The sequence below is a fragment of the Pseudacidobacterium ailaaui genome (genome assembly GCF_000688455.1).
Lineage (GTDB): Bacteria > Acidobacteriota > Terriglobia > Terriglobales > Acidobacteriaceae > Pseudacidobacterium > Pseudacidobacterium ailaaui.
This window is the reverse complement of the sequence record NZ_JIAL01000001.1, coordinates 2,828,523-2,844,692: the sequence shown is the minus strand read 5'-3', so window position 1 is coordinate 2,844,692 and position 16,170 is coordinate 2,828,523. Positions and strand designations below refer to the sequence as shown.

Genomic DNA, 16,170 nt, shown 5'->3' with positions numbered 1-16,170 from the left:
CCCATGTTTAGGATGCTCCTTTCTTGTCTCTCGACGTTTGCGTTCAGACACTCTTAATCTAGGAAGAGACATACTTCTAAGTCATGCGAATACTTCTGGTCGAGGACGAAAAGCGGATCGCCGAAAACGTCGCGGCTGCTCTACGCGATGGACCCGGCTTCGCAGTGGATGTCGCGGAAGACGGACTGGTCGGCCTTTATCTGGCAAAAGATACATGCTATGACCTCATCATTCTCGACCTTATGCTGCCCCAACTCGATGGTCTGTCGCTTCTGAATAAGCTGAGGGCCACTAACAACAGCACTCCAGTGCTGGTCCTCACAGCCCGTGATGAAACGCGCTCTATTATTGATCTGCTGAATGCCGGCGCAGATGATTATCTCAGCAAGCCCTTCGACCTTGGCGAGCTGATCGCGCGCGCGAAGGCGCTTATCCGCCGGGGCAAGGGGGCAGCGCACCCTGTGCTTTCCGTAGGCGACATCGAAGTCAACACTCTGGAGCAATCGGTACGGCGCTCCGGACAGGTAATCGATCTCTCGCCCATGGAATATCGTATCCTTGAGTATCTCATTCACCGCCCGCGTGTCGTTGTCTCCAAGCGAGAGCTGCTCGAACACCTTTACGATTACAACTGGGAGCACCATTCCAACGTCATCGAGGCCCACGTTTCCAACCTGCGCAAGAAGCTGGATGCCGGTTCACGTCAGCCAAGCATTGAGACGCTGCGCGGGCGTGGCTACCGCCTTGCGATCGCATGAAGCCTTACTCAATTACGCGGAGACTGATCGTCACAGTTCTTTTGGTAGAACTGGTCTCGGCTCTGTGCGTTACAGCGATGGCATGGTTTTATGAGCGCCACAGCCATTTCCGCTCGTTTGACATCATGCTGCGCGGCCGTGCAGACTCCCTGCTCGGCTCAGTCCAGGATGCTGATGACGCCGAAGACAATGTGGTCCTTGACCTGAAAGACCTGAACGTTCCGCGCGAAGACGTTTATGAGGTGCGCGATGAGAAGGGCCGCGTTCTTGGCCGCTCTCAGAACTGGACCGGCGTCCCGGAGCAGGTCCTTTCCCGGCAGGATGGTACCTTTCAGCTCTCGCTCCATGGCAGAGACTACCGTGCTTTGTTGCTTCATGGCCTGCGCATTGTGGACCCCAACGATCCCAGCGGCGGTGTGCGTCATCCTCTTACCATCATTTATGGATCGCCAACAAAGCACGTCTGGCATGCAGTGATGGATACTGTACAGTTCTATGCAATTTCCAGCCTGGTGCTCCTCGCCATAACAGGAGCTGTGATGGCGTGGCTGCTCAATCGTAGCCTTACACCGCTGCATGAACTGGCTGCTGAGGCCAGCGCCCTCTCTGTCAAAACCTGGAAGTTCACCCCGTCGGAACGCGCCCGAGCCACGAAAGAGCTTTTTCCACTGGTCCAGGCCCTGGAGTCAGCCCTGCAGCGTCTGGAGCGTTCTTTTATGCAGCAGCGCCGACTCATCAGCGATTCGGCGCATGAGCTGAAGACCGGCGTTGCAGTTGTTAAGTCGTCTCTGCAATTACTGGGGATGAAGCCTCGAAGTCCAGAGGAATACCAGGCCGGACTCACCCGCTGCGAGGCTGACTGTGCCCGAATGGAAGAAATCGTAATCAAAATGCTTACTCTGGCGCGCATCGAGGCCTCGACCTCTGCGCATCGTTCCACTCCGGCGGACGCTGCAGCCGCCCTCGCCGAGATCCGGGAACAGCTTCAACCAGTCGCTGAGCTTCGAGGGATTACCGTGATCTGCACGCTGCCAGAATCGCTGCCCGTGCACCTGGCTGGAGACGACTGCCGTCTTCTGTTTTCCAATCTTCTGCTGAACGCTTTGCAACATAGTCCGAACGGAACATGCGTATCGATACAAGGGAGAATTCACAACGAGATGGCTGAAGTTTCCATTGCAGACCAGGGTGATGGCATTCCGCCGGAGGCCCTTCCGCACATCTTTGAGCCGTTCTATCGCGGAGATCCTTCCCGCAACCGCAATACAGGGGGTACGGGTCTCGGTCTTTCGATCTGCAAGGCGATTGTGGATCAGGCAGGCGGCCTGATCTCTATCGATACTCAAATTGGCTCAGGCACGACAGTGACCGTGCGCCTCCCTACACATGGTAGCGTCACCAATTAAAAACGTGTTACAAATCGCCTATGAGTGAAGACCGGAAAGACAAGCCAGTGTCGGCTCCAAAAGACGGAGAGCCGATCAATCTCAAGCAGCTGGCCGCCATCCTGCAACTTTCGCAGACCACCGTTTCCCTGGTGTTGAACAACTCGCCAGCAGCACGGTCTATTCCTGAGCATACGCGTGAGCGCGTCTTTCAGGCCGCGCGGAAATATCATTACCGCCCTAATTATTTTGCCCGCTCCCTGCGCAAAAACCGCAGCATGTCTATTGGCGTACTGGCGCCTGACCTCAGCGAAGGCTACTTCACAATGGTGATGAATGGCGTGGAAGAATATCTGATGCGCGCGCAATACTTCTACTTCACGGCCAGCCATTACTGGAACCAGGACCTGATGCAGGAATATCCGCGCCTGCTGGTCGAGCGCGCCGTGGACGGTTTTTTGTTGCTGAATACTCCATCGGAAATCCGTAGCCCGCTACCGACCGTGGCCATTTCTGCACATAACCAGTCGCCGGGTGTAACCAATATTGTTTTAGACCATAAGCGGGCAGCAGAGCTTGCACTCAGGCACCTCCACGCTCTGGGCCATCGACACATCGCTTTCATGAAAGGGCCGAACATCATTCCTGATACGGAGTACCGATGGCGCTCCATTCTGGAAGTGGCCCGGGAACTGGGAATGAAGGTCCGTCCGGAATACTGTATCCAGTTAGAAGCAGATAGCTGGTCTCCCGGAGTGGGTTATGGCCCGATGCGTGACCTGCTTGCCCGGACCAGAGACTTCACCGCCATCTTCTGTTTCAACGATATTTCCGCTATTGGCGTCATGCGTGCCATTTTTGATGCGGGCCTGAGGGTCCCTGAAGACATTTCTGTGATTGGTTTCGATGACATCATGAGTGCCGGCTACCACAAGCCCAGCCTTACTACTGTGCGCCAGCCCCTTCGCGAAATGGGACAGCAGGGTGCACAGGTCCTCCTCGACATGATTGCGCATCCGGAAATGAATTTTCCTGAAGAAGTCGTCATGCAGCCAGAGCTGATTGTGCGGGAATCTACCGGCGCAGCGGCACCGCTGAAAGCGAAACGCAAAAAATAGCCTCCACGCCTGCTACTCTGGTGCTATGTCCGGCTACAAATCAGGCAGTAAAGCAGCATTGGCTCTCGCACTGATGGTCGCCATCCTTTCAGCATGGATGGGCGTTGCAGCGGATGGAATTTACTGTGACAGGATGCCATCCATGACCATCATGGCCACGCTGTCTGCGTTTGTCATTGCACTGTGTTTCCGACTGTTTGCCCGCTCCCGGGCATCTGCTCAGAGGGTGCAACTGACGATCGCCCTTTGCCTTGCCGCTGCTACACTCTTTGCCGATGCGCGATTTGTGCTGAAATACCGCAATATCTGCGCACAATTACAGCAACAGATGCATCCTGGGCAATAAAGCACTCAGCCCTTGCGAACTGTCCGCCGCTCAATGCGCTTTTCATACTTTTCACCCAAAAGGATGCGTTTCACGTAAATCCCGGGCGTCACAATATGATCGGGATCTAAGTCTCCGGGTTTCAAAATCTCCTCAACTTCAGCGATTGTAATTCTTGCTGCTGTTGCCATCATGGGATTAAAGTTGCGGGCGGTTTTCCGATAAACAAGATTTCCTGCTGTATCTCCCTTCCAAGCTTTGATGAGTGCAAAATCAGCTCGCAGCCAGCGCTCCAATAAATACAAGCGCCCATCGAACTCGCGCGTCTCCTTTCCCTCCGCTACCAGAGTGCCTACACCGGCCGGAGTGTAGAACGCAGGAATGCCGGCACCTCCGGCGCGGATCCTTTCTGCCAGGGTCCCCTGTGGAATGAGCCTCAGGTCCAGCTCTCCTTTCAGTACTTTTTCCTCCAGCAGCTTGTTCTCGCCGACGTAGCTTCCAGTGTGGGAAGCAATCATTCCCGCTTCCAACATCAGCCCCATTCCGGCTCCATCCACGCCCATGTTGTTACTGATTGTGTGCAAGTTCTTCACCTTGCGACGCACCAGAGCGGCAATCAGATTTTCCGGGATGCCGCATAGCCCAAACCCACCCAGCATGATGGTTGCGCCATCAGGAATGTCCCGGACAGCTTCATCTGCATTCGCCACAACCTTATTCATTTTCCTACTCCTGCTATGGTCCAAAGCACTGAGCAGAATACTGTACCTGGGCCTCTACTGCCTAGGCACACGAAAATCCAAACTTTCTTACGCTACGCAAAGCAAGCATGTTACGATACGATGTCTCGAACGGCATTCTAGGAGGGAACCTCATGCTGAAAGGATTTCGGGAGTTTATTCTCCGTGGCAATGTTGTAGACCTGGCAGTGGCCGTTGTGATCGGTGCTGCATTTACCGCGATTGTGAATTCCCTGGTCAAAAACGTCATCAATCCACTCATTTCTGCGATCGTCCGAAAGCCAGATTTTTCTTACCTCGTTTTGGATGTCCACGGCGGAAAGATCCAGTACGGGACTTTTCTGAATGATGTAATTTCGTTTTTGCTGATCTCCGCCTCTGTATATTTTTTCTTTGTTCTGCCCGTCAATAAACTCATGGCAAAGTTCTTTCCTGCGAGGACCGAGATTCCAAAGACCAAGCCTTGTCCAGAATGCCTCAGCGACATTCCGATTGCCGCGAAACGTTGCTCCCATTGCGCCCAGTTAGTCCCATAAGCAGGATGTGAGAACATGGTGAAAAGGACACAAGCCAGTGCAGCACGCAGAGAAAGGCAAAGTCTACCTTGTAGGAGCAGGTCCGGGAGACCCTGGCCTGCTAACCCTGCGCGCTGCCTCTCTCATCCAGACAGCCGACTGTATTTTCCATGACGACCTCGTTGCCCCGGAGGTCCTGAAGCTCGCAGCTCCGACCGCAAGCGTAGAAAATGTAGGCAAACGGTGCGGCAATAAAACCATCACGCAAGAACAGATTCATGCGCTCCTGGTGGAAAAAGCCCATGCCGGGTATAGTGTGGTGCGTCTGAAGACAGGCGACCCCACGCTTTTTGGACGCGCTGGTGAAGAAATCGAGGCCCTTCAGGAAAATGGCGTGCCCTTTGAAATCGTGCCCGGCATTAGCGCTGGATTCGCAGCAGCGGCCACAGTCCGCACCTCTCTGACTGACCGCAGGTTTGCATCAAAGGTCATCTTCCTCACGGCCCACCGTGCTCAGAGTGGTGAAGAAGCAGACTTCCGCCCTCTTCCCTCTGATGCTACCTATGCTGTCTATATGCCAGGCTCTGACTATGCACGGCTGGCAAGGCAGCTCCTGTGTGCAGGCGTGGCCCCTGACACCCCCTGCATCATCATTTCCCATGTAAGTACACCCAAAGAGCAAGTGCTCTCCACTACGGTAGACGGGCTAAAACATACCGCCACTCTGCCTGCCCCCTGCGTAATCTTGGTGGGGGAAGCACTCCATCCTCCAAAAGAAAAAACGGGCCGAGAATTCTCTCCGCCCGTCCAACCATCTTAGCCACTCTTGCGCAAAAGCTTTATTGCTGTGGCGAAGTCACCTGACCATCTTGTGGAAGCTTGACTGTACCCGTTGCCTGGGCGGTTTGGCTGTCGCCGTTGCTCGTGAAATTAGAGAGCAATTGCACTTCGACCCGACGATTTCTGGCCCGACCCGCAGGTGTACTGTTGGACGCAACAGCCTTGTCCTTGCCAATGCCGATCAGATAAAAGCGGTGGGGTGGCACGTTATACTTTGACGCCAGATACTGCACCACGGCTTCGGCCCGGCGCTGACTCAGGGCATAGTTATAATCCGCTGGCCCAGTGGAGTCTGTACCGCCCGTCAAAGCCAGAATGTAGCTTTTCTGCCCGTTCAGTTGCGCTGCAAACGCATCCAACTTCTGTTTGTCGGAGCGGGTCAGGTCCGCTTTATCGAATCCAAAGTTGACCTGCACATCGGCCACAGGCTTGTAGTTGTCCAGGTTCGCCACTACGCCGCTCAATGAATCTACCCTGTTCACAGCTTCCTGGGCAGACTGCTGCGCCTGCGATGCCGCCGTACCAGCACTTTGTGCTGCTTGGTTTGCCTGATTGGCGCTGTTCTGCGCCTGCGATATACCGGCCTGGGCGCGCTGATCAACATCATGAATGTTACGGTTGTTTGTGGCTACCGCATCATCCAGTTCATTTGTCTTTTCAATCACTGGCGTAGTCTGGCTGCGAACATAGTTCTTCGTAGTGCAGCCTGTAATCCAGAGCAGCGATAAGACCCCGAGTGCCGCAGCAGGCTGAAGTGTCAATTTCCTGATATCACTCATGTTGCTTTCACTCCATTTCCCAGGGAGCGCACGTCTCCTCCCGTTCCCTGCCTCTTTGCGAAGCAAGCCCAATGCCAAATCTGCTTAAAAGCACAACTCTTTTATTTTGAATGAATTTACGAAGAAGGTCGTCCGCTAAAGGCAAAATCAACGCACCTGCACCACGTAGCTTTTACCTTGTCTATGCAAATCCAGACGGTCAAAAGCGAAGAAACAGTAAACTAAAAAGAGTGGATCTTGAGGAAAAAATCCGCGCTCTGCCGACAAAGCCGGGAGTCTACCTTTACAAAAACGCAGAGGGCGAAGTGATTTACGTGGGCAAAGCCAAGAATCTTCGCTCCCGCGTGCGCTCCTATTTGCTTGAGGCCTCTCAGGCCAATGCTAAAACCGGTTCTTTAATGCGTGAAGCCGTTGACCTTGACTACATTCTTGTAGACAACGAGCATGAAGCGCTGGCCCTTGAAAACAATCTCATCAAGCAACGCAAACCGCGCTTCAACATTCTTCTGCGCGATGACAAAACTTATCCATATGTCAAACTTACTCTGGCTGACCGCTATCCAAAAGTCTTCGTCACGCGCCGTCTCCGCAAAGACGGCAGCGTCTACTACGGCCCCTATTTTCCAGGAAATCTGGCCCACCGCATCGTAGACCTTATTCACCGCAGCTTCCTGATTCCCAGCTGTAAAGTGGACCTCTCGCGTTACCATCCCAGACCCTGCCTGCAGTACTACATCAAGCGGTGTCTAGGCCCCTGCGTAGAAGGCCTGACTACTCCCGAATCCTACCGTGAGGCAGTGCGCGACACGCAGATGTTCCTTGAAGGCCGTACGGCCGAGTTAAGCAGCTCCATTGCAGAGAGAATGCAGTTGGCCGCTGCGAAGGAACAATATGAGATGGCTGCAAAATACCGCGACCTGCTGCGTACCGTCTCTGAGCTACAGGAAAAGCAAAGGATTGCCTCAGCTGAAGAGAACGATGCGGATGTCTTCGGCTATCACTTTGAGAATGGCATGATTGCCGTCAACCTCTTCCATCTGCGCTCGGGAAAGATTGTGGACCGAAGGGAGTTCTTTTGGGAAGACCTGCCGGAATTGCTCGACGCAGAAGAAAGCGGCACACCTTCAACTCCAGGTCCTGGCACATTTGAAGCCGGAGCATTCTTTTCCGCGCTCCTCAAACAGCTATATATTGATCAGCAGTATGTTCCACGCAGCATCTTTGTACCGGTGGATTTCGCCGACCGCGAGACCCTGGCCGCGCTGCTGGGCCAGCAGACAGGTCATCGGGTAGAAATTGCTGTCCCGGTACGCGGAGAAAAACGGTCCCTGGTAGACCTTGCAGGTCAGAACGCCAAACAAGGATATGACCAGCGCTTTCGTGTCATGCAGCCCAGCCAGAAAGCGATCCAGGAGGCCCTCCAGGAGATACTCGTGCTGCCCGAACTGCCAAGGCGCATCGAGTGTTTTGATATCTCGCATATTCAAGCGGCTGAAACCGTTGCTTCCATGGTTGTTTGGGAAGACGGCGTAATGAAAAAGTCTGATTATCGCAAGTTTCAGATTAAAACCGTGTCTGGAGTAGATGATTTTGCCTCCATGCGAGAGGTCATCATACGCCGCTATCGACGCCTTGCGCAGGAAAACAGGCCCATGCCCAGCCTAGTTCTTGTCGATGGCGGTCTCGGCCAACTCCATGCAGCCGCTGCGGCGCTTGAAGAACTGGGCCTCACCAGCCAGCCTCTGGCCTCCATCGCCAAGCGCGAAGAAATCATCTACCTCTACGGACAGGAAGATGACCCCATAGTGCTGGACCGCCGCTCACCGGTACTGCATCTTGTACAGCGCATTCGCGACGAATCACACCGCTTTGCCATTGCATACCATCGCAAACGCCGCGAAATGCGCGACCGCGATTCCGAACTGCTGGCCATTCCCGGCGTTGGGGCGCGCACACGTACCCGCTTGCTTGAACACTTCGGCAGCCTGCGGAGCGTCCAGATGGCGGATCTGGCGGCCCTGACGGCGGTTGTCTCATCCAAAACGGCCCGTCAAATTTATCAACATTTTCATCCGGATCCACTTCCTGTCCTGGAAAACACAGGACGAAGTTAGTCGGTTGATCTTCTTTCCTATTCATTTTTCTGCAAAGGAAGTGCCGCCTGGTGGCGGTTCTAGTTTTCAGTTTTTCATTATATTTTTATTAAATTTTATATACATTCATTTTTAGTGATGATATTTCTTTCATGACCTTCCGTCTTACCCACCTTCTCTTTCTCATTGCTTTGCCCCTTCATGCCTGGCAGCAGAAAAACCATAACGCATTTCTTCTGAAGCCCGAGCATTACCATCACTACGTCATCGAGTTTTCTCGCCAGCAAGTAGTAGCAACCGGCCATGCGGACGCAGATCCCTGGCCCTGGATGAAAGTCAACATCCCCTGGTTCGATTCCTCAGCCAAAGATTTTGAGGAGATGTATTACTTCCGCTGGTTTGCCTTCGAAAAGCACATCGTCTCCACACCACGTGGCTACGTCATCACTGAATTTCTTCCGCACGTAAAATGGGGAGGCCATTTCAACACGATTGTGGATGCCGCGCCATTCCATCTTTATGAAGCGCGATGGCTCCGTGACAAACGAATTGCCGCCGATGATGCCCGCTTCTGGATGTCTGCAGACGCGGCTCCGCGCAACTACAGCGTTGCCTTGGCTGACGCCGTTCGCGCTGTCACGCTTGCCACAGGAGAAAGACGATTGGGCACGGATCTTCTGCCTGCTCTCATAGCAAATTATCGCGAGTGGGAGGCAACACACCAAGACGCAAACGGCCTCTATTGGTCGATCGATACGCACGATGCGATGGAACACAGCATCAGCGGCAATGGTTATCGACCAACGTTGAACAGCTATATGTATGCCGATGCTACTGCCATCGCCGCACTGGCAGAAAGCGCCGGCAACTCCATCATTGCCGGCGAGTTTATTGCAAAAGCCAAGGCACTGCGCGAACGCATCGAGAAGTATCTTTGGAACCCTCATGATCAGTTTTACGAAGTGCTCTCCCCTGCCTCGCGTTCGGGCATCCGCAAAGAGAAAAAATTTGTAGATCCTGGAACATTCCTCCAGTTTTCCGGCGTGCGCGAGCTGATCGGCTATATCCCCTGGGACTACAATATTCCTGCCGCCGACCATGCCATTGCCTGGAAGCAGCTCTTCGATCCGCAAGGATTTGCGGGGAAATATGGCCCCACCACAGCAGAGCGCCGCAGTCCTCAATTTCGTTACCCAAACAGTGACAAATGCCAATGGAACGGACCTTCCTGGCCCTTTGCCACCACCCAGACGCTCATTGGGTTAGCCAACCTCGAAAACAATCAACAGCAGAGCTACGTCACACACGAAGACTATTACCGCCTCTTTGAGAGCTATGTCCTCTCGCAGCACCTGCGTCTGTCCAGTGGCAAAGTTGTCCCTTGGGTGGATGAAGACCTTGATGCAGATACTGGAGAATGGATTGCCCGCAACATTCTTGCGCAGCGCCATAGTCCGGAGGCTGGACGGGGCGCATATTACAACCACTCCGGCTTTGCGGACCCTCTGGTGACCGGATTGATCGGCCTGCGCCTCTCAGAGGACGATACCATTGTGCTTCACCCTCTGCTGCCGCCAAAGGCATGGAGCTACTTTGCCATGGACGGTTTGCCCTGGCACGGACATCTGCTGACCATCGTCTACGATCCAACCGGCAACCATTATCATCTGGGCCGCGGGTTCCTTCTCTTTGTCGATGGGCAGAAGTGTGCTGAGCGTCCGGAACTTGGCCCGCTTGAATATCACTTATCGGAGAAGCAATGAGATTTCTGACCGCTTCCCTTCTCTTTCTGTCCATGCTCCATTCCATACATGCACAAAAAGCCTGGATCTTCGCATATTTTAAGGAGCCAGCCAATCAGGGCATCTATTTTGCGATCAGTCACGATGGATACCATTTCACAGCGCTGTATGGTGACCAACCTTGCATTCAACCCGAGCAACCAGGCGAAATCATGCGCGATGTTTTCCTCACGCGCGGTCCGGACCATAAATTCCGAATGGTCTGGACTTGGGGATGGCATGGCAACAGCCTCGGCTATGCTGAATCCGATGATCTGATTCACTGGTCGACACAGCGTGAGATTCCCATTATGCGGGACCATCCCGCGACCCGAAATGTATGGGCTCCGGAAATTTACTGGGACGCAAGGCGCCGGCTATGGCTTGTTCTCTGGTCAAGTTCCATGAACGGTTCCGATTCAGGCAACCGCATCTGGTCTTCTTTTACCAGCGACTTCAAAACTTTTTCTACTCCGAAGATATTCTTCGATCCCGGATATGTCGTGATTGACGCAACCCTCTTCCATTGGAAGAAAAAGTACTACCTTGTCTTCAAAGACCAGACACCGGACCCGCTGCGATACCAGATACGCTTTGCCACCGGACCGACGCTCGAAGGCCCTTGGAAGGACATCCATCCACCGATTACCGAGTCCTGGTCAGAAGGCCCTTCGGTAGTCCATCCAGATGACAACTTCATCGTTTATTACGACCACTATCGAGCACCCGTGCGCTACGAGGCTGTCCAGAGCGCCGACTGGAGACATTGGGTGGCCATCAACGAGCGCATCAGCCTTCCTCCCCACTGCAAGCACGGCAGCTTTCTGGAAATCAGCGCCAAAGAAGCCGCCCGCCTGGAGGCATCCCTGCAACCGCGATAGTCATGATGAACGACGGGGTCCTTATTGCATTGCCCGTCGACCGCAATTTTCTTGAAAAGCAGGGTCCATTACGCAATTTTGCGGAAGCGCACCGCTTGGTATGGTTTGCCCGGAAGTTGTAATTTCGATTTGCCAGAAAACGTACCGGCCACCGGTTGGATGGTCATCTCCCACGGATCAATCAGGTCCGCGCGAAACAGCACATTCTCTGGCAAAGGAAACACGTACTCTGCTGGCTGATGATAATCAAAAAACCATAAATACAGTTCATTTGGCGTGCCGGCAGACAGATAATATGAGCCTTCAAATTCATTCAAGCCAACCCGTGTACTTTGTTCCAGGATTCTGCGTAAAAACCCAATGCGTTCCGGACTGCTTCCGTGCAGCGTGCCGCCGTCTGACCAGACCGGCTTGCCGTCTGTACTCATGTAGGTTTCGCCGTGCGTCGCATAGGTCCCAGCAACAATGGCCAGCCAGAATCGCCGTGTCATCTCCTGTGCAGAGAGATTGCCCCAGCGCCGCGCGATGTTTCCCTCATACTGGATTTCGTCATAAATAATTGGTTTTCGCCAGGCCTGACGCCATTCTGCTGCTTTATCAAACTGGTAGTTTTGCAGGCTGGCATGGGTCACCCACGATCTGGAATAGTCATACTGGACCACACTGTAGTGGATGGAACGCAGATGTGAATATGGATCAGAGGCCACTACAATGCGGAAGAAGCGGTCCCAGTCTGCAGGGGTCTTGGTTTTGATCAGATCGTATTCATTGGCCAACGACCACCATACATTCCTGTAAGCAGAAAGTCGCGCGACAGCATACCGCAAATAGTGGTCGTCTGCCTCTGCGGGCATGGCCTTGAATCCCCAAGCGTCATAAGGATGGAACAGAATGATGTCCGCTTCGATGCCCAGCTTTTGCAGTTCCTGGATACGCTGCTCAATATGCCGAAAATATTGGGGCACGGGCCGCATATAGTCATTCTTCCCAGCTGCGTCGCGTTCAAATGGATACGCAAATAACTTTGTATTGCCGAGCGGTTTGGGCAAAAGGCACATCCGGACTTTATTGAATGGCGAAGATTTAAGCGTTTGCAGTGTTTCATTTTCCAGTTCTTCTCCCAGGAATGCCAGTGAATAACACGTTGTACCAAATGGAAAATAAGGCGTGCCATCTGCATACTGAAAGTGATACTGATGCGCGACCTGTACCGGCCCATGGTTTGTGGAAGAAGGTGCAATACAACGGAAGCCTCCTCGCTTACCATTCAGCTCCGCTGCATTGCTTTCTGTCTCAAAAGTCCAGGCCCCTTGTATGTCCGGCATAAATCGGACGCGATACGTTCCCTCCCCATCGTAAAAGCCTGATACTTCAACTGTGCGATGCTGGCAGATGAAACGCGCTGCCAGCCTGATGTCGATAAATGGGTTTCCACTCGAAGGCCCGTGAAACGCTGCTTCAAACACACCCCACTGTTCCACTTCCTCCTGTTGCTCTGCAGCTGAAAGATTGGGTGGAATTAGGGAACGCACTCCGAGTGCTGCGCCAGCACTTAGTTTCAGCCATTCGCGTCTGTTCATGGTTGTGGGTCCCATCCATCCTCTCCGGCAAGCCATTTGCGTGACGACCATTGCGCCGCCTCTGTGGCCGTCAACTGGTGTGAGTATGGCCCACGTGCCTTCGGGTCAGCGCCTGGGCCTGTCGAATCGTATTCTGCGTAAAAGGACGTGGGAAGACTCGGCACTCCAAAGCGCGGCCATTCTTCCCATCCTGCCGGGATGATGGGAGCATCCATCTGTGTATGGAGATACACCACCGTCGCGTAAGGTCTCCAGGGACGGCCGAGAGCAATCCGTTGCGCACCTGGATCAGCGGTCAAACGGCAGGAATCAAAAAGATACGCGCTCTTTTGCTCCGCTGTATGGCGACTTTGCGCTGTGTACATTACACGTCCTGGAATGCCATGCAATTCGCAGTGGTCAAAAACAGCAATGGCATCCCCAAAAATAAAGTCCACATTACCTGCGATGTAGCAACTACGAAAGTACTGGCGCGCTGGAACACAGGGCCCGTAGTCTCCATAACAATAACGGCTAGCGGCAAAGAGAGTATCCTGCGCACCCAGAATTCTCAGGTTGTAAAATGCCGCACGGTCACCCGTAACGGAAAGTGCGACTGCTTGCCCCTTACCACTGCCTGCAACGTTTGCGATGGTGATGTTCGAGATACTGTCATCGTCCGCTTCAACGAAGACGGTTGCGCTATTAAACGTTCCCCCATTGAGCGGACCAGTGTGACTGCATATGATTTGTGTTTTCTTCGGGTCCGGGTCATCACCGTAAAGCCGTGCGTGGGGTTTACGGATCGTGACCACTTCGCGATAAACACCAGGTTTTACTTCGATCTCGCCACCTGTACTTGGTAGCGCATCGATGGCTGCCTGTATGGAGCGATAATCGCCACTACCGTCCTGAGCAACGATAAGTTTAGATCGTGTACCTGTATGGCTGACTGTACTGGTATCCACATCCCATGAAACAGCAGCCGGCGTCTGATGTATTCCCGGACATGCCGCATTTGGACCATGCTGCCATCCGCTTTCTTTCAACAATTCTGGGCCCTGAAAAGTAACATGGTTGAATTGAATCTCCCCCGATGCAGGTTGACTCCTGGTTGTTCCGCTTTCCGATTGCACCACAACAGAAGCGCCGTTGCCTCGAAGGCGCACACAGTCAAGATGCACATCACGCAATGACCCTCCATGCGTACCACGCAGATCAAACTTAAGATCTGCATTCTTCAGCATTGCATCTGAAATGTGAATATCATGCACATCACCATATTCCGGATCTCCAAGCGAAAGGCCTTCGCCTCCATCAACGCGTATTCTCGCGATATGAACCCTGGAAGTGCCGCCCAGAATGCTGGCGCGCAGATCAATCGCATTGCCGCCTACGCGAATATCCAGATTGCTCAATCGTGCATCGGGCGAATTGCTTAGCAGAATGCCATCGGATCCGTGAGGCGCATCGATCTCGACGTTCTCTGCCTGCAGGGCGATGGTCTTGTATACCGCCAGACTGTCACCCGCAGCATTGTTCAAGTGAACTCCGCGGACGCTGAAGTTCTGTGACTCATAGGATGCTACTAGATCAGGAACAATGCCCTGTGCATTACCCTGATGCTGAGGTCCTTTCCATTGCTCACGGAGGCGCGACCATAGAGTTTTATCATTCTGACCATCGATGGTACCGTCTCCGGCCACGCCACTGAATGCCGCCTGATAAGCAAAGAGAAAGGGCTTGCAACCTGTATGTTTCGCGTTTGCATTACCGCAACTGCCCGGCCAAAGGTCGTAGTCTCTCAGATTGCGCGAAGCATATAGCGTCACGTCATGTGCGATGAATAACGTAACGCCGCGTGGCAGCAACAATGGACGAGAAAAAAATGCGTTTTTCTTTCCGACAGCTTCAAGTACAACAGCCCTACCTGGGCTGCATTCATTCAACAAAGCCTGTATCCGGTCCGTATCCGTGGCCCCTGACGCATCGCTGATTGTATGCTCGGCCTTGAGCACCGCACATGCATGCACTGTGTTCTGTGCATGTAAAGATCCGGCATAACTGAGCAACAGCACAAAGACGAGTGAAGACAGATACTTTTTCATCGCAATTTTGCATTTGTGAGCAGAGTCACAGGTTGACCTTCTGCTGCCTTCACATGAAAGTCCCGTACGATCACCGTGGCGTTGCTGATGGTCATGCCCTTTGCTGCGTCGAGCTGCACGTTGTCCAACGTGATCGTAGTAATGGGCATCTCCGGCAAACCAATGATGACGCCCGCTTCTTTTACCCCTGTCGCTCTGAGATTAGAAATATGGATATCGTGAAAACGCGGAGTCAGCCGTGACAGGGGCTGTGCGCTGTCATTCTGAGGAATCTTTGGGTAGTACATAGAGATCAGTACGGCCGTGCCGACATTCTCCATCGTCAGATCACGAAAATCAAAGTTTCCAATATCTGCTCCCCGGTCACGGTTAGACTTGATGCGCACACCATTACCAGTACCCTTGAAATAGACTCTGGCGACGCGCACGTTCTGCACACCGCCTGCAATTTCACTTCCGATGGACATTCCATGCCCATGCAGAAAGTTGCAGTCAGTAACAGTAATATCTGTGCTGGGATCATCCGGTCCGGCAGAACCCGGTTGTCCTGACTTGATGGCTACGTTATCGTCCCCCACATCAATAGTCATCTTCGAAATCGTCACATGATGGGATGAGAATGGATCGATGCCATCCGTGTTCGGTGAGTGTGCCGGTGCCAGGATCTTCCCATTGCGGATTGTGACATCATCGCAGTAGTACGGTACGACTTGCCAGGATGCGGAATTTTGGATCGTCACATTTTCAATCAGTACATGCTTGCAGTGGTCCAGCAGAATCAACCGCGGCCTCTTTGCTGCTACAAAGTCAGGCATATGCCGGTGTGAATAGACATCGTCCCACCACGGCTTGCCATTTCCATCAATCGTCCCTCCACCACGAATCGTTATGTCCTCAGCATTCTTGGCGCCGATGAGAGGCTCAACCGAGGCTTCACGCAATTCCTCTTCCTCCTTATAATCCGCACGGTCCTGGCTGCCCAACAACGTAGCCCCGGGATCTACTTCCAGAGTGATATGGCTCTTCAATTGAATCGGTCCCGTAAGAAATGTGCCATTTTGCAAGCGAACTGTCCCGCCGCCCTTGGCAGCGCATACATCGATGGCCTTCTGAATCGCCATTGTATCTTTGGTGGTCCCGTCGCCTTTGGCCCCAAATGTAACCGGATTACATACAACCGCTGCACGCAGCAGGGGAGCCGCTGCAAACATTGCAGCAAAGAAGCACACTCCTCGGCTTGCTTTTCTCTTCATCACAAATGCCTCCATCACTGTCCCATTGAGGTCTG

14 protein-coding genes are annotated in these 16,170 nt (G+C 53.3%); 9 read left to right on the top strand and 5 right to left on the bottom strand.

Annotated elements, in window-relative coordinates:
* Positions 1-83 precede the first annotated feature (83 nt).
* From N655_RS0112745 to N655_RS0112730, 4 genes are read left to right on the top strand one after another with little or no spacing between them, the layout of a single operon-like run.
* A complete protein-coding gene (locus tag N655_RS0112745) occupies positions 84-758 on the top strand; it encodes a response regulator transcription factor (protein WP_026443294.1) in 675 nt (224 codons plus the stop codon).
* A complete protein-coding gene (locus tag N655_RS19965; RefSeq protein WP_026443293.1) occupies positions 755-2,164 on the top strand; it encodes a sensor histidine kinase in 1,410 nt (469 codons plus the stop codon). Before N655_RS0112745 ends, N655_RS19965 begins: the two co-directional genes overlap by 4 nt.
* A gap of 20 nt (positions 2,165-2,184) precedes the next feature.
* Positions 2,185-3,261 carry a LacI family DNA-binding transcriptional regulator gene (locus N655_RS0112735; RefSeq protein WP_026443292.1) on the top strand — a complete coding sequence of 359 codons (1,077 nt, stop codon included), beginning with the start codon at positions 2,185-2,187 and terminating at the stop codon, positions 3,259-3,261.
* A gap of 58 nt (positions 3,262-3,319) precedes the next feature.
* Positions 3,320-3,607: a hypothetical protein gene (locus tag N655_RS0112730; protein ID WP_155987593.1), complete on the top strand. Its 288-nt coding sequence runs from the start codon at positions 3,320-3,322 to the stop codon at positions 3,605-3,607.
* 5 nt (positions 3,608-3,612) lie between these two features.
* On the opposite strand, the gene N655_RS0112725 is transcribed toward N655_RS0112730, so the two are convergent.
* A complete protein-coding gene (locus tag N655_RS0112725) occupies positions 3,613-4,308 on the bottom strand; it encodes a CoA transferase subunit A (protein WP_026443290.1) in 696 nt (231 codons plus the stop codon).
* A 107-nt stretch (positions 4,309-4,415) separates the two neighbouring features.
* On the opposite strand from N655_RS0112725, the gene mscL reads away from it, so the two are divergent.
* Together mscL and cobA are read left to right on the top strand one after the other, a co-directional pair.
* Entirely contained in the window at positions 4,416-4,862 is a 447-nt protein-coding gene (gene mscL / locus N655_RS0112720; RefSeq protein ID WP_349509490.1) for a large conductance mechanosensitive channel protein MscL, read from the top strand.
* Between the two features lie 37 nt (positions 4,863-4,899).
* Entirely contained in the window at positions 4,900-5,661 is a 762-nt protein-coding gene (gene cobA / locus N655_RS18885; RefSeq protein ID WP_044934648.1) for a uroporphyrinogen-III C-methyltransferase, read from the top strand.
* A gap of 19 nt (positions 5,662-5,680) precedes the next feature.
* On the opposite strand, the gene N655_RS18880 is transcribed toward cobA, so the two are convergent.
* Positions 5,681-6,460, bottom strand: a complete 780-nt coding sequence (locus tag N655_RS18880) for an OmpA family protein (protein ID WP_044934645.1) — start codon at positions 6,458-6,460, stop codon at positions 5,681-5,683.
* A gap of 230 nt (positions 6,461-6,690) precedes the next feature.
* On the opposite strand from N655_RS18880, the gene uvrC reads away from it, so the two are divergent.
* From uvrC to N655_RS0112695, 3 genes are all read left to right on the top strand, one after another.
* Entirely contained in the window at positions 6,691-8,574 is a 1,884-nt protein-coding gene (uvrC, locus tag N655_RS0112705; protein WP_026443288.1) for an excinuclease ABC subunit UvrC, read from the top strand.
* A 131-nt stretch (positions 8,575-8,705) separates the two neighbouring features.
* Positions 8,706-10,316, top strand: coding sequence for an MGH1-like glycoside hydrolase domain-containing protein (locus tag N655_RS18875; protein ID WP_044934642.1), 1,611 nt, complete (start codon positions 8,706-8,708; stop codon positions 10,314-10,316).
* Positions 10,313-11,215 carry a glycoside hydrolase family 43 protein gene (locus N655_RS0112695; RefSeq protein ID WP_026443287.1) on the top strand — a complete coding sequence of 301 codons (903 nt, stop codon included), beginning with the start codon at positions 10,313-10,315 and terminating at the stop codon, positions 11,213-11,215. The genes N655_RS18875 and N655_RS0112695 overlap by 4 nt, the downstream gene beginning before the upstream one ends.
* A gap of 68 nt (positions 11,216-11,283) precedes the next feature.
* On the opposite strand, the gene N655_RS0112690 is transcribed toward N655_RS0112695, so the two are convergent.
* From N655_RS0112690 to N655_RS0112680, 3 genes are read right to left on the bottom strand one after another with little or no spacing between them, the layout of a single operon-like run.
* Positions 11,284-12,810 (bottom strand): DUF5060 domain-containing protein, encoded by a 1,527-nt coding sequence (locus tag N655_RS0112690; protein ID WP_081823716.1) that lies wholly within the window; start codon positions 12,808-12,810, stop codon positions 11,284-11,286.
* Entirely contained in the window at positions 12,792-14,882 is a 2,091-nt protein-coding gene (locus N655_RS20370) for a pectinesterase family protein (RefSeq protein ID WP_081823715.1), read from the bottom strand. The genes N655_RS0112690 and N655_RS20370 overlap by 19 nt, the downstream gene beginning before the upstream one ends.
* Positions 14,879-16,135 (bottom strand): glycoside hydrolase family 28 protein, encoded by a 1,257-nt coding sequence (locus N655_RS0112680; RefSeq protein WP_049961538.1) that lies wholly within the window; start codon positions 16,133-16,135, stop codon positions 14,879-14,881. Before N655_RS0112680 ends, N655_RS20370 begins: the two co-directional genes overlap by 4 nt.
* Positions 16,136-16,170: the final 35 nt, after the last annotated feature.